Below are 14,255 nucleotides of genomic sequence, written 5' to 3' on the forward strand. Positions count from 1 at the left end.
AGCATGATCACTAAACTTTGTAACATATAGACACCGCTTAGAAAGCTACCTGCTTTATTTGGGAGGCATTTTAAAATTATAACCTTGCTTATCAAATGAAGCGCTTAATTTATATTTGTTTCAATTAACTGCTTCTAACAATGGCTCGCATTGTTGGGCAAGATTTTTTGTACTTTATATAATTTTGCATTAGTATAATATTTGGAGGTTTCTTATGTTACAACAACTTATAAAAAAATTAATCATGACTGAACAATTTAAACTTCATTCCCAATTTAAAATTATCACTATTGTAAATAAAGACCTAAAGTGTCTTTATGTAAGTGAAATGGGAGCAAAATATCTAGGTTTAAAACCAATTGATATGATAGGTAAAAATTGGAGGGATCTTAATAGTGACTTACCATCTAAAGATTTTGAGCGATTGGATGAGAAAATAAAAGAGGTATTTAATACGGGGAAAATTGTATTTGATACTTATATAAGTATTTCTAATATAGAGGGACAACAGCATTCCTTTGAATATTTTATAAATCCAATTTTTACACCTAGCGGAGACATTGAAGCAGTTATATGCGATATTACGGATATTACAGAAAGCCAATTATCAGAGATACCCATTTCTAATCAAATTACAGAAATCAGCGAGTTAGTTAAATTATGCCCAATAGCTATTTTCATAGTTGATAAAGAAGGAAGAATACTTACTGTAAATAAAAAATGTATAAAAGATTTTTCCTCTAGCCAAGCTGAGCTTATTGGTAAACAATATAGATTTGGCTATTCTGAGATTAAAAATGACGAATCCGAGATTGCCAAAGCGTTGATTGAAGTAGAAACCAGCCAAGAAAACTTATCTTCATCAGAAAGAAAGTATCAAATAAGTAAGCAAGCGAATTTTGAGGGAAAGAGCCAGGAAAAACAACAACAGCTCTTAAACCAATATTTAACCGAAAACAAAAAACTAAACCAGTTAATTGAGTTATGCCCTTTGGGAATTGTTTTATATGATAATAAAGGTAATGTTATCGCATTAAATAAAGCTCATCGTGAACGTATATCAAATTTCCAAAAAGAAGAGTTTCTAGGTAAGCCAGGACGATATCTGTTAGAAGCACTAGGATTAGATTGGGAAAATTCACCTTGTAATCAAGCATTAAAGGGAATAGAAACTTTAGATTATTATCTGAAGAACGCATATGGAAATTGTTATTTACTGAATGCAATTCCACTTCGTAATTACGAGAATATGATTATTGGTGCCATGACAATCATCCATGATATTACTGAATATGAAAAACTCAAGGAAGACATGACAAAACTTGACCGCTTAAATTTGGTAGGAGAAATGGCAGCTGGAGTAGCCCATGAAATCAGAAACCCTATGACAGTGATAAAAGGCTATCTGCAATTTCTTAGTAAAAATGTTTCAGCCAGTATGGTCGAACAGTTTTGTCTTATTTTATGTGAACTAGAACGAATCGAACAGATTATTACTGATTTCTTATCTTTGGCCAGAAATAAGCTCGTAGAGAATAAAAAACAAGACTTAAATGCTATCATAAAAGGAATTATTCCACTTATAGCAACAAACGCAATGGAGCGAGGTATTGAGCTGAAAGTAAATCTAACCGAAGGGCTACCTCATTTCTTACTAAATGAAAAAGAAATTAAGCAATTGTTTTTAAATCTTGTAAGGAACGGCATCGAAGCTATGGATCATCACGGAACGCTAATTATTGAGAGTATCCTTGAGGGTGATATGGTATCCTTATCTGTTGCAGATTGCGGTTGTGGAATCTGTAAAGAGAATCAGGAAAAAATATTTGATCCATTTTTCACTACAAAGGAAAGCGGTACTGGGTTGGGACTTGCTGTTTGTGCAGGAATCGTACGACGCCATAATGGGACTATAGAGGTACAATCGGAAGAAGGTAAGGGAACCCGATTCATAATTACTTTCAATACTTTAGACGCAAGATAAAGCAACTTTTTTATTAGATTAACAAACAGTAAACTTTTCTTTATATATCGTATAATAAACCCAAAATCCGTTCACTAGCAACAACGCCGCCGTAACGAAAAATACATAACGAATACCAAACGTGCCTGCCATTTGTCCACCTAGTACCGAGCCTAGAAATACACCCAAGAATTGCGCGGATTGATTATAGCCCAAAGCTCGACCTGTGATGAACTGTGGTGTACTTTGCGCAATAAGACTGTTAACGGAAGGTAATAAGCCTGCCGTAGCCAGCCCCAGCAAAAAGCGAAGTACTCCCAGCTCCCAAGGATGCTCTACAAAGGCCTGAGGAATGAACAATACCCCCGCTACAATCAATGCTGCTAATAACACCTTTTGGGGCCCAATCCGATCTGATATTTTTCCAAGCCGGGGAGCCGAGATTATACTTGCCAGACCGGAAGCAGCAAAAACCGCACCTGAAATGAGAGCAATATGATTCGTACCTGAAGATAATTGAGCAATGTAGACAGTAATAATCGGCTGTATGGACATGAGTGAAAGCTGCATAATCAAGGTAGTAATGAACAAACACACCGTTATCTTATGATTGGGAAGAAGCTCCCAAACCTCATGAAAGTTAAGGTTGCATTGCTTGTTTATAACAATCTTATTTTCCTTAATAAATAAGAAAGATGCAATAAAAGCAATAAAACACATACAGCCAATTGCGATAAAGGTTGCTCGAAATCCTATTATTTCTGCTAAATACCCGCCAAATAAAGGACCAAGTAAGGTACCTCCGACTTGCCCGCTAAAAAGGATGCCCATTGCCCATCCCACTTGTTCATTTGGTGTTTGCGTCGCAACTAATGTAATGACTGCCGATTGAAAACCGGAAAGGGCTCCTTGAAAAATCCGCAAACCCGTTAGCTGATACACATTGTCCACAAACCCCATACAAGTCACGATTATAGATAACCAGAGACTTGCTCTTAGGATCATAGATTTTCGTCCATACTTGTCTGCAAACTTACCCCAAATAGGAGCAAAAATTGCCAAGCTTATAAAGTTACTCCCGAAAACGATTCCCGACCATTTGGCAATCGCCGCTGCACCATGGACACCGAGATGTTCAATATAAAGGGGCAGCGACGGAGCCATCTGACTCATACCCGAAGAAACAATAAACACTGCAAACCAACAGACATATAAATTTTTCTTCCAAATCGCCATAAAGCACCTGCGTTATTCTGCATTCTATTTTAAAGACTACTTTTAGTGTACTCTTCTCTATTCAATTAAATTCCCAGGTTTCCTTCACAAAAAGATCACCATTGTGGATAACCCTGTTAATAAGGTGTGAATGTTTGTGGATAACTTAATTACAACCTTATAGACGGTTCCTAAATCTAACGATATTTTACCTGAGATTTTCTTTTTTAAAACCAATAACGAGCACCATGCTAACCATACACCAATAAACCATAAGTTCAGACCATTCTTCCAGCACCTGTGAATAAGGCTGTAATATCAGGATTAAGTTTCTTTCAAAAATAAGCTGTGAAGCTATGGCAGCCAGGATTAATAAAATTCCATCAACAGCCGATATACACAGTTTTTCTTTCATATTACCCCAGTTAAAATTACGCCATAGACCGGTCAGCGTGGTAATGATAATAAGAGTGAGAGCTGGATAGACGTATTGACCATACCACACTGCACGAACGGAAGGAAACATAGGTCCCTCTGGTCCAGTGCTGACTGGATCAAAAAATACCCGTCCCCAACTTAGTTCGCGCCCCACCATGAGCAGCCAGACAAGTATCGACCACAGCCACAGGTTCCGCATTTGTATATCATCCCAATTGCGGCGTGCCGCCAACCAGGATACAATTGCCCCGACAATCAGGATAACCACTTGCGTGTTTTCTATCGGACCATTTTCCCAGCCCCACCACCCTGGAAGAAAAAGACCAATGGGAATCAGCAACGCTGCCAATAGCACAGATACCCCAGTTGATGGGAACAATCGCCAAGTAAGTAGTTGTTTATTTGGGATTGACACTAGGCACCCTCTCCTCTGACAAAAAAATGAGATATACATTCTTAGGTAGTTGGGCTTTCATACTACTGCCATGAACAGACAGCTTTCTAAAGTAATCTTCATTCTACGTGTTACACCTTGGAAAATGATTTGTGACAATGACAATGATTTAGATTGTGATAATGATCCCTTGCCTCTATATGTTCTCTTCTTGAACCAAAAATGTACTCTTGCATAGAATAAATTTGAAGGAGATGAGCAACCAATGAAAAAGCATATTGCCGTAAATCTTACCACTTTTCGTGCTTCTTATTATGAAGATGATAGGTTAATCAAAGAATATTCCGTAGGTATTGGTAAAGCCGCTACACCTACCCCGCCAGGAAATTATCAGATTATCGAAAAGCTGATATTTGAAAAGATAGCAGATGTAGACCTTGGCTCCCGAAGATTGGTCCTATCGTCTGATAAAACATGTCTGCATGGCTCATGGAATGGTCCGGTAGAAGGTTATGTCTCTGGCGGCTGTGTTCGAATGTATAATCAGGATATTGAAGAGTTATTTGAAAAAGTCGAAATTGGCACATCCGTAATTATGATACCATAGTCATATCTAATATTGTTCATAATTTTTGAAATGATCATAATGAAATTGAGCATGCAAGATCATTGTCATCTCTGCATGCTCAAATTTATTACGATTATTTAGAGGAAAAATCAGAAATAAGATGTTTTCTATACTTTCCTGGAGACATGCCTATCGTTTTAGTAAAAATCAAATTAAAGTAATTGGGATTGTCATGTCCTATCATGGCGGCTATTTTTGCTACGGAGAAATTTGTATTAATTAATAAGTTCTGTGCTTCACCAATCTTTCGATTGATAATGTACTGCATCGGAGAATATCCTGTTTTTTTCTTAAATGAATGTATAAGATAATACTGGCTTATTCCTAAATCCTTAGATAAAGATTTGATACTTAATTTATTTAGAAAATTATCATCAATGTATTTTTTTATTCTTTCTCCTAGTTCAAATTCTTCTTCTGTCATTTCTTCTTTAGATAAGTCAACTAACCTAATTAATATTGTTATAAGGCTTAAAAGAAGATAGTTTCCAGTTTCTTCAACACCCTTTTTATTTGAAAAGATTTCTGAATACATAATTTCAAAGATCTTCTCAATCGTGCTGAAATAATCACCACTATGTATTATGGGTCTGACATCATTCCCAATCAGAAAATTCCTTTCTAATCCTCTTATCTTTAAATCGGTAAAACCACAAACATAGGTACTTATCGTAGCTTTCGGATTAGAACGCTCATCATGAAGCACGCCTTTATTATAAATAAGGATATCACCTTTTCGAGTTTCATACTTTCTGTTTCCGATTGTATAGGTTCCAGACCCCGCTTTGATCAGAACAACTTCCACCATATCATGATGCATATGCATGATTCTTGGAAACAGATTATCGTCCTGTTCAGCTTTACACACATGTAATAGTTTGGGAATATGATTATTTTCAAAAATTGATTTATAGTCGTTCTTCACAAAGCACTGAATCATAATCATCATCTCCTAAAAAGTGTATTCTTTTCAAATGAAGCTAAACAGACCAACTTCTCATGGAAACGCAAATAACTGTACTTTCAGCCGGAACTGGATATCCTGGTGGTTGATATGATTGTTATATTGCAAACGAATATACTGGTCAATAATTCCTATAAATTATACTAATCTTTTCAAATGAAATTGCCAAGAAAATTCTTCTTTATACTTTCTATAATTCTATTTTGAACGTAAGATGATTACAGAAAAAAGAAAATCAGTACTGGTATAAAAGTACTGATTTTCTTTTAATAGATCTTTTGAATTGGCTAGAATACTGACGTCTCCCCCGCCTTTTCCTGGAACATCTCTTCCAATTGTTCCAACGTTTTGTCCTTGGTTTCCGGCATGAATAATCGGATAAATAGTATTGCGCATATACCGAGACCAACAAAAACAAAGAACGTTGAGGATAAACCAAATTTACTTAACAGTATCGGGAAGCTAAATCCTACAGCAAAATTTCCTATCCATTGGAAACACACGGACAGCCCCATACCGGTGCCACGCATACGTAAAGGGAATATTTCTGAACACATGAGCCAAGTAATTGGCGAAACACAACTTTGCTGGAACGCTAAAAAAGTTACAGTCAAAGAGAGTACGAGATAAGGCAACAACGCTGAAGTACTCATCACATTAGAGATAATGGCAATCCCCAACATACATGATGTTGTCCCAACTAAACCAGCCGTCAACATCGAGCGCCTTCCTATTTTACCTACCATATACAATCCTAAACCAGCACCAAGGACAGAAATCAAGCCATTGCCAATATTGCCTATCAAAGCTGCCTGTGTGCTAAAACCAGATTGTACCAGTATTTGTGAACCATAAAACATGATTGAATTTACACCGGTTATCTGCTGCGTAATCGATAATCCTATACCAAGCATCAACAGGCGGCGTATCCACGGTTGCTTTAAGTCACTAAGCACAAATTTCTTGCAATGGCTCTCTTCGCTCAGTAAACCTTGAATTTCATTGAGTTCAGCTATAGCCTGTTCTTTTGTGGAACGGGTTTTTTGTAATACATTCATTGCTTCACTTATCCGGCCTCTGGCTACAAGCCAACGAGGACTTTCATCGGTTTTCAGCATACCAATAAACAAGGCCACAGCAGGCAGAGCTGAGACACTATGCCGAGAAAAAAGCGGCAAACAATCATCACGTTAGCACTTGGAGCTGCTGTACACCCCAGGGTAGCAAAGAAAAATAGTATAGACAGATATAATAGATTTTTCCGTCTGCCAAGACTATCAGCCAACCGTCCGCCAATAAGACACCCTAATGCAGCACCCAAGGCAATGGCCCCAACAACCGCACCTTCTAGTACCGGTGTCAAATTAAGCTGATCAGGCAATGCCATAAAAGGCAGGGCACCGTTAACAACACCAGTATCATAACCAAATAGTAAAGAGCCAAATGTAGCCACCAGACCTATTAATATAACATATTTTTTCGGATCAACTGACTCTTGCTTTACCGATCCATTCATCGCATTTTCTCCCTCTGTTCTAAATTTTTAGAATATTACGATTTTTCGTTTTTTAAAAACGCAAATTTTTCGAAATACGTACACGTATTAGCCGCTTTGTTATGGGAATTGTTTCAACTGCAATATTTATAATATGTTATTATACCAGGTACACTTTTTGTCTAAAATAATTCTTATTCATAATCTACCCAGACAGACCCATTGTCCGCGGATCTAACACAATTTTCGATCCATCTAACGCCCTCAAATCCAGCATTAATATCAGGGTACCAAAAATCCTTTAAGAATTCACGATCGTTTCTATTGGCAGCATCCATTGCCACAGCAAATCGCCAATACAAATTTGACCATGCTTCAAACAATCCCTCTGGATGTCCGCCCCCTATCCGGTCATCAGCAAGTGCATCATCATAAAGATAATCCATCCCCCTTTCTAATATCTGTGCTGGTTTGCCTTGAATCTCAAATCTTAATTGGTTTGGCTGTTCATCCCACCATTCAAGACTTGCTTTGGAGCCGATTACTCTAACCTTCTGCCCATGCATGGAACCACAATTCACTGCACTAGCCCATACTGTTCCAACCGCTCCATTCTCATAATTCATAATCACAAATGCGTTGTCTTCCAATGGCGCACGGCTTTTCACAAAGCTTTGTCTAGTACACATTAGATTCTTTATTTTCATATTTGGCATCATTACTTCAGATAAATAAAGTGGATGAGTTCCAACATCTCCCAAGACATAACTTGGACCTGCAAACTTAGGGTCTACTCTCCATTTTGTGGAAGGATTATCCTCCTCAACAGCGCTGGAATGAAATCCATGGGCGAACATCATATTCACAATACGAATTTCTCCTAATTCACCATTTTCAATCATCTTTTTCGCTTGATGAATAACCTGATGACCAGAATATCCGTAAGTTACCCCTACAATCAACTTATTCTTCTGGGCTAATTCCCTCATAATTGTTGCCTCTTCTACTGTAAAACACAGCGGTTTTTCACAGACAACATGAATTCCTGCCTCTAGTGCAGCTTTACAGATGCTAAAATGAGTTCCATTTGGTGTCGCAATCGATACTGCTTCAATACCATCCTCGCGTTTTTTTTCTTCCTCAAACATTGTTTTATAATCCGGGTAACATCTCTGTGCACTTACTCGTAAATTAATTCCAAACTCTCTGCCTCTATCAGCATCTATGTCAAAGGCACCTGCAACCAGCTGAAAACTATTATCTCGTAACGCTGCTGATCTATGAATATATCCAATTTGACTGCCACGACCGCCTCCAATCATAGCCCAACGAATTGGACTTTTTAAACGTTTTTCTCCATTAATCATTAAAAACAACTCCTCGCTAATTTAATAACCTACGCTTTTTAAATATTTATGACTTTGTGATACATCTTGTAAACTGGTTCCTGAATTTCTTGGATCTCTTTCTTGCTCTATCGTGATCCAGCCTTGATAATTGATTTCTTTTAAAAGTGCATTTATACCACTATAATTTATAATTCCTTTACCAATTGGGCACATAACACCTTTAGCACAAGCATCAAAGAAATCAATTTCCATCGCCATAACCTTATTATAAATATCCTTATCTATATCTTTGAAATGAATATAATCTAATCTTTCTGCATTGTCACGGATCCAGCTTACTGGATCCATCCCAGAATAATACAGATGTCCAGTATCTAAGCAAAGTCCAGCAACACCATAAGGAATATCTTCAAGAACTTGTTTAATTTCGTCTTCAAATTCTATATAGCCTCCTGCATGGGGATGTATGACAGGCCGAACTCCGTATTTTTCCCAGGCTATTTTCGAAATTTCTTTTATATTTTCGATCATTCCATTCCATCTATCTTTAGATAAACGAGGCGCTCTGTCATAATGCCCAGCTAACATGCTGCGCTCTTTATGTCCAAAATCCATAATAGTCAGGTACGGAGTTTGGAAATGTTGATTTTCAGCTTTAGAAGCTCGTGGTAACGCCCTAATCAATTTACATATATCTTCAGTCATTTTCAACAGATTATCCTTGTTTTCCGGACTAACTAAGTCATCAAATATAGTTCCAACAATTACGGTAAGATCATTTTTTTTAAGTTCTTCCTTTACTACACTAATGTCCAAAGGCAAATATCCATAAGGACCTAGTTCAATACCTTTATATCCTGCTTCCGCAGCTTCTTTTAATACGAGTCTCCAATTTGGAAGGTGGGGATTCTTGGGATCATCTACCCCCCAGCAACATGGACCAATTCCTATTTTTATACTCATCTAAATTCTCCTTACCATATTTTTTTGAAAAGCAATGCTAATCATGTTAACGATCACTATTTGCTATACCAGTTTATAATGCAATTTAGTTTCCAGTTGTATTATATTGAATTGTCTAAATAATCTCAATAAACTGAATTGCTTTTTATAATCCATTAATTCCGCCCTTTACATAGCCTATTTTTTTAACAATTTAGTAAAAGTATAATAAATTGCTTTTATATGTTTATTTTGATAATATCTTTATAAATACCATGGCGTTTTCACCGAAACATAAATAAAATTTAATAATTTTTATGTAACATCAATGTTAACTCATGATCATATATCAGTTATAGAAATTGCTGTTAGTTCAACAATTAATCACAACTCTAGATGATGAGCTAATCGAAAATATCATTGCTTTGCAACATTATTTTCTAAACGAATGACCTCTTTCGTAAATAATCTAGCAATAAAAAAACTATTGACAATATTCTTATAAAATGATAACTTACAATCAATAATTAACCAAAATATAATCATAATATAATTAAAATAATCAATTTTATATAAATGGTATATTATGATTTATAATTTTAAAATAAAAAGGAGAGGGTATTTTCTATGAAAATCGCGTTTGATGTTGATGTATTAGCAAAACAACTGAGTATTAATGACATGGTGCACCAAGTTGCAGATTGGGGATATAAATATATCGAGCAATCTCCACATCCACGTATCAACCCTTTTTACAAACATCCGAAATTCAGCTGTGAATGCCAAGCTGAATATCAAAAAGCCTTAAAAGAAACCGGTGTGGAAATCTCCTCATTTATTGTTGTTTATCGTTGGTCTGGTCCATTTGAAGAACAACGTCAAATGGCGGTTAGAAATTGGAAAAGAATGATTGAAATCGCTGTTGATATGGGCGTATCAGTTATCAATACTGAGCTTTCTGGCGATCCTCAGCAACCGGAAATTTGCGAAGGCATGTGGTACAAATCGATGGAAGAACTTCTTCCGATCATCGAAAGAGAAGGCATCCGCATTGAAATCCAATCCCATCCTTACGATTTCTGCGAAAACAACAACGAAACTGCCGATTTAGTAAAATCTCTCCGCAGTGATAACTTGAAATATCTTTATTGCGGCGCCCATACATTTTTCTATGATAATGGCAAGGGCGACGTAAGAAAAATGATGGAATACGCCGGTAACGACCTCTCCCACGTATTATTCGCTGATACAATGAACCACACCATTGACTGTCGTTATATCGTTAACCCTCCAGGTGTAAATGCAACGATTCATCAACATCTTGGCTTTGGCGAAGGTGAAGTCGATATCAGCGGTATGTTTGAACAACTTCGCAAAATGGACTTTGCCAACAGAACATTTAAAGTTGGCGGCGACTCTATTGCTTGTGTATCTTTATTTGGCTATCCTGAAAAAATAGCTGTTCAAGCTGTTGAATCCAGGGAAAGAATTGAACGGGAACTTCTACTGAAATAAATCACTTTATTTCAATCTCAAAGGTAATACAACAAAAAAACTGCCTCACTCAATTACGAGTAAGGCAGTTTTAATGTTGATAATCTTTGTTAGATTCCAGTACCAGATTTAATCTGACAGCAGCTTCTGATTGTTTCTATAATTTATTTTATGGATTTTTTTTCCTTTTTTGTTCTAAATTTCTATGACAACGCATATATTTTATAAGGGCAGAGTTTCGGCCTCTGCCCTTAAACCGAATATGGGAGGTGACTCTAATGCGTCTAGAGACGAAGCGTTTCATTTTTAACGTCTCAGACTGGCTACTACTAGTCTTGCTACGCATTATTGCCGAATTGTTCACCTAATCGCTCCCATTATTCTACCCGATCGCCCTTGTTAACGCAAGGGCGATCAATGATTTATCATACGCTTAATCGATTCAAATTAGAACCTTCGCAAAAAATAAAAAGTACCCACCCTGCCAAAGGTAAGACTAGCCTTCCTTAAGACTTATTTAGAACTTAAACCCTGCACCAACATAAGCAGCCGACTGACTGCCTGCCAGTTGATAAGCACCAATTTTACCAATACTGCCAGTGTAGCCAGCGGCAGGTTCAATCTTGCCTTTTATGAACATCCCACCGACTGTGATCACGTTGTGCCTTGTCAAATCAATCGTCGGTATCTCAGCTTTCATTGTGATTGTGCTGGTCTGTTTTAAATCGATCATATTTTTATCAAAGACAAATTGCTCATCATCCGTCTTAGCAAACTTGCCTACCTTGCCATTCACCATATAGATAAATTTTTGTTTGCCAATATCAAATTTACCGTCTAACTTTGCAGGAATAGCACCAGGTGTATCGTTAGCCACTGGTTCTACTAAGACTTCTTTAACTTCCCCTGGTAAATAGACCGTTTGCCCTGGCACATACTGCAGTTTTGTATCTGTAACCGTCTTGACTGTCTCCTTTATAGCAGGAGGCTTATTCTTTTCTACCGCCAAGGCTTGCCTATCACCTTCTGCTAAGACGTGCCCTATGGCTAATCCTGTAACGATGCCAGTAATTAAGGAGATAACAGCAACGATTACGAGAGTTTTAAGAGTGTATTTTCCTGCGCCAATTTCCTCACTCATTGCGCAGCCACCTGCCAATCCGTTACACCCCTAGCAATTGCTGCCGCAAACATACGCTTCCCCTCATGACTTGCTAAAATAGCCTCTTCATCCGGATTTGAGATAAAAGCCAACTCAACCAGCACTGCAGGTGCATGGGTATTATTGAGGACATACAATCCTGCTTCCTTATCCACATCGCCGTCTGACCAATCACCGCGGATCGGCAGCGTGGGAAATTCCCCTGCCATTTGCGCCATGATATACGTGGCCAAACTATCAGCTCTGGTTTGCCCTCGACTAGTCCAGATCTCCATGCCAGTGGCTGAAGGAGCTGAAAAGGAATTACAATGGATACTTACTACTGCATCTGCTCCCCAGGCATTGGCTCGATGGCAAATATCCGGCAAGCTGTCCGACTGATATACAATAACCTCACTGCCAGCCGACCTTAAATAAACACAGACCATGACACCCACATCGACAGCAACATCCGATTCGCGCAATCCAGATGGTCCAACTGCTCCTGGATCAGGATATCCCTCTGGTGCATGCCCAGGATTAATAAATATTTTAGCCATTAATGTTGTCCTCCCCATGTATATTTGGTGTATTTGCTGCCTTTTGCATCTTTCTTATTACCGCCACTTCTGTGTCAATTGCCCAGCCAATCAGTGCCTCAGGGATCATAAATTTTCTCCACCTTAAAATATCGCTTATTTGCTGGATTGCAAATCTTTGCTTATCCTTATTTTCCATGCTGTCGGCAAATCGATCCAGCTCAAAGATGATACTTCGAATCGATTCTTTTAGCCGTCCATCCCGAAGTTTCGCAAACAATACGAATAACCCCATAGCCAAAACATTAGCCGCCAGCAATATGCCAAAGGCTGCATAAATGATTTGTAAGTCACTTGTTGGTATCATCTAATGTACCCCCATTCCATCTAATCTTTTATGGGCTGATTTTGCCGATTCTTCCACAGCAACAAGCCTTTTATCCATTCCCTTTTGATCTTGATCTAACCGAAAAAGCATATCTTTCATTTCGGTAATTGCCTCTTTTAGTGCTGTTATTGCTGTTTGCAAAGGCTTAACGATTAAAAATTTTATTAATCCTGCTGTAAAACTAATGATTGTAATGAGCTGTACCGTATTGCTAAGATTTAATTCCAATGCCCCACCCCCAAAAATCAATTCTCATTTATCTACATTCCAGATTTAAAATAAATTAAACCCCTCTCTTTTTATCCGTACAATTACCGCCAGATTGAGGTAGGTATAAAAGCACTAAATTTAACTAAACAGAGACTGCATTACACTGCTAAATACAAGGTTCTCTTGATACGAGGTCAAAGTAAAAAGCCTTCCGACTAAACGCCGGAAGGCTTAACTACGTCTTTGGTATCTCCTATGACAAGATACTCATTAGGCTATTCTGTTATACCCCATATTCTTCTTACCTCTTCTGGAGTTGCGATTTCCCGCCCCATAGCCTTTGCAATATTAGCAATACGCTCTACCAAAGCAACATTAGTTGCCAATACACCTTTACTATAATATACGTTATCCTCAATTCCTACCCGCACATGTCCGCCCAGTGCCATTGCCATTACGGATAAATTGACATGTTGAGGACCAATGACGGAGACGCTCCAAACTGCATTATGCGGTAAACTTTCATACAGAAAAAAGAGGTTTTTAGGAGTTGCCGGCAAAGAACCTTTAACTCCTAATACAAAGTTGAATAACAAAGGTTCCTTAATCAGTCCCGCCTGCTCTAAACGAATAGAATTGCTAATCATCGCCGTATCAAACACTTCTATTTCCGGTTTAATATTTCTTTCCAGCATGGTTTTCGCCAGATATTCAACAAGCTTTGGCTCATTGGCATTAATACTCGTGGGAAAATTAGAGGATCCGGAAGATAGACTAGCAGAAAGTGGATTTAACACTAATGCTTCTGCCCTGGCCTCTCCTGATTTTCCGCCTCGTGCACCAGTGGATATTTGTTTTACAATAGGACATCCCGCCTCATCCAGTAACCGAACGGTTTGCGCAAAATATTGTAAATCACAAGTTGGGACTCCCTCCCCGTCTCTTGCATGTATGTGAGCTACAGAAGCACCCTTCTCATAACAAGCGACAAGATCGTTAGCAATTTCCTCTGGCGTCACAGGAACATGAGGCGTCATACTTTTCGTTGGCACATTACCAGTCGGTGCGATTGTGATAATTAGTTTTTCCATTCTG

The 14,255-nt window shown here is 38.0% G+C and carries 15 protein-coding genes; 3 read left to right on the forward strand and 12 right to left on the reverse strand.

Annotated elements, in window-relative coordinates:
- The first annotated feature begins 214 nt into the window (after window positions 1-214).
- Window positions 215-1,984 (forward strand): ATP-binding protein, encoded by a 1,770-nt coding sequence (locus FR7_RS00285; protein ID WP_007935944.1) that lies wholly within the window; start codon window positions 215-217, stop codon window positions 1,982-1,984.
- A gap of 18 nt (window positions 1,985-2,002) precedes the next feature.
- Here FR7_RS00285 and FR7_RS00290 read toward each other — a convergent pair whose 3' ends face one another.
- Both FR7_RS00290 and FR7_RS00295 read right to left on the reverse strand, forming a co-directional pair.
- The gene (locus FR7_RS00290) at window positions 2,003-3,199 is read right to left on the reverse strand and encodes a multidrug efflux MFS transporter (RefSeq protein WP_007935946.1); all 1,197 of its coding nucleotides are present in this window, start codon (window positions 3,197-3,199) and stop codon (window positions 2,003-2,005) included.
- 187 nt (window positions 3,200-3,386) lie between these two features.
- A complete protein-coding gene (locus FR7_RS00295) occupies window positions 3,387-4,031 on the reverse strand; it encodes a hypothetical protein (protein WP_007935948.1) in 645 nt (214 codons plus the stop codon).
- Window positions 4,032-4,275: 244 nt separating this feature from the next.
- Here FR7_RS00295 and FR7_RS00300 point away from each other — a divergent pair, with 244 nt between their 5' ends.
- A complete protein-coding gene (locus tag FR7_RS00300) occupies window positions 4,276-4,617 on the forward strand; it encodes a L,D-transpeptidase (RefSeq protein WP_007935950.1) in 342 nt (113 codons plus the stop codon).
- A 94-nt stretch (window positions 4,618-4,711) separates the two neighbouring features.
- Here the strand turns inward: FR7_RS00300 and FR7_RS00305 are convergent, their stop codons facing one another.
- From FR7_RS00305 to FR7_RS00325, 5 genes are all read right to left on the reverse strand, one after another.
- Window positions 4,712-5,563, reverse strand: coding sequence for an AraC family transcriptional regulator (locus tag FR7_RS00305; protein ID WP_237769475.1), 852 nt, complete (start codon window positions 5,561-5,563; stop codon window positions 4,712-4,714).
- Between the two features lie 326 nt (window positions 5,564-5,889).
- Window positions 5,890-6,720 (reverse strand): MFS transporter, encoded by an 831-nt coding sequence (locus FR7_RS00310; protein ID WP_237769476.1) that lies wholly within the window; start codon window positions 6,718-6,720, stop codon window positions 5,890-5,892.
- Window positions 6,714-7,118, reverse strand: a complete 405-nt coding sequence (locus FR7_RS00315; protein WP_007935953.1) for an MFS transporter — start codon at window positions 7,116-7,118, stop codon at window positions 6,714-6,716. The genes FR7_RS00310 and FR7_RS00315 overlap by 7 nt, the downstream gene beginning before the upstream one ends.
- Before the next feature lie 173 nt (window positions 7,119-7,291).
- Window positions 7,292-8,464: a Gfo/Idh/MocA family protein gene (locus FR7_RS00320; RefSeq protein ID WP_007935954.1), complete on the reverse strand. Its 1,173-nt coding sequence runs from the start codon at window positions 8,462-8,464 to the stop codon at window positions 7,292-7,294.
- Between the two features lie 21 nt (window positions 8,465-8,485).
- Window positions 8,486-9,409 (reverse strand): sugar phosphate isomerase/epimerase family protein, encoded by a 924-nt coding sequence (locus FR7_RS00325; RefSeq protein ID WP_007935955.1) that lies wholly within the window; start codon window positions 9,407-9,409, stop codon window positions 8,486-8,488.
- 606 nt (window positions 9,410-10,015) lie between these two features.
- Between FR7_RS00325 and FR7_RS00330 the strand changes: the two genes are divergently transcribed.
- Entirely contained in the window at window positions 10,016-10,903 is an 888-nt protein-coding gene (locus tag FR7_RS00330) for a sugar phosphate isomerase/epimerase family protein (protein WP_007935956.1), read from the forward strand.
- 496 nt (window positions 10,904-11,399) lie between these two features.
- Here FR7_RS00330 and FR7_RS00335 read toward each other — a convergent pair whose 3' ends face one another.
- The 5 genes from FR7_RS00335 to FR7_RS00355 all read right to left on the reverse strand — a co-directional run bounded on the left by FR7_RS00335 (window position 11,400) and on the right by FR7_RS00355 (window position 14,251).
- The gene (locus FR7_RS00335) at window positions 11,400-12,023 is read right to left on the reverse strand and encodes a hypothetical protein (RefSeq protein WP_007935957.1); all 624 of its coding nucleotides are present in this window, start codon (window positions 12,021-12,023) and stop codon (window positions 11,400-11,402) included.
- Window positions 12,020-12,583, reverse strand: a complete 564-nt coding sequence (locus FR7_RS00340) for an N-acetylmuramoyl-L-alanine amidase family protein (RefSeq protein WP_007935958.1) — start codon at window positions 12,581-12,583, stop codon at window positions 12,020-12,022. Before FR7_RS00340 ends, FR7_RS00335 begins: the two co-directional genes overlap by 4 nt.
- Complete coding sequence (locus tag FR7_RS00345; RefSeq protein ID WP_007935959.1) at window positions 12,576-12,929, reverse strand: hypothetical protein; 354 nt, start codon at window positions 12,927-12,929, stop codon at window positions 12,576-12,578. The genes FR7_RS00340 and FR7_RS00345 overlap by 8 nt, the downstream gene beginning before the upstream one ends.
- A complete protein-coding gene (locus tag FR7_RS00350) occupies window positions 12,930-13,178 on the reverse strand; it encodes a hypothetical protein (protein ID WP_007935960.1) in 249 nt (82 codons plus the stop codon).
- 257 nt (window positions 13,179-13,435) lie between these two features.
- A complete protein-coding gene (locus FR7_RS00355; RefSeq protein ID WP_007935961.1) occupies window positions 13,436-14,251 on the reverse strand; it encodes a beta-keto acid cleavage family enzyme in 816 nt (271 codons plus the stop codon).
- Between the last annotated feature and the right edge of the window lie 4 nt (window positions 14,252-14,255).

Origin of the sequence: Pelosinus fermentans DSM 17108, assembly GCF_000271485.2 — a bacterium.
Classification (GTDB): domain Bacteria; phylum Bacillota; class Negativicutes; order DSM-13327; family DSM-13327; genus Pelosinus; species Pelosinus fermentans.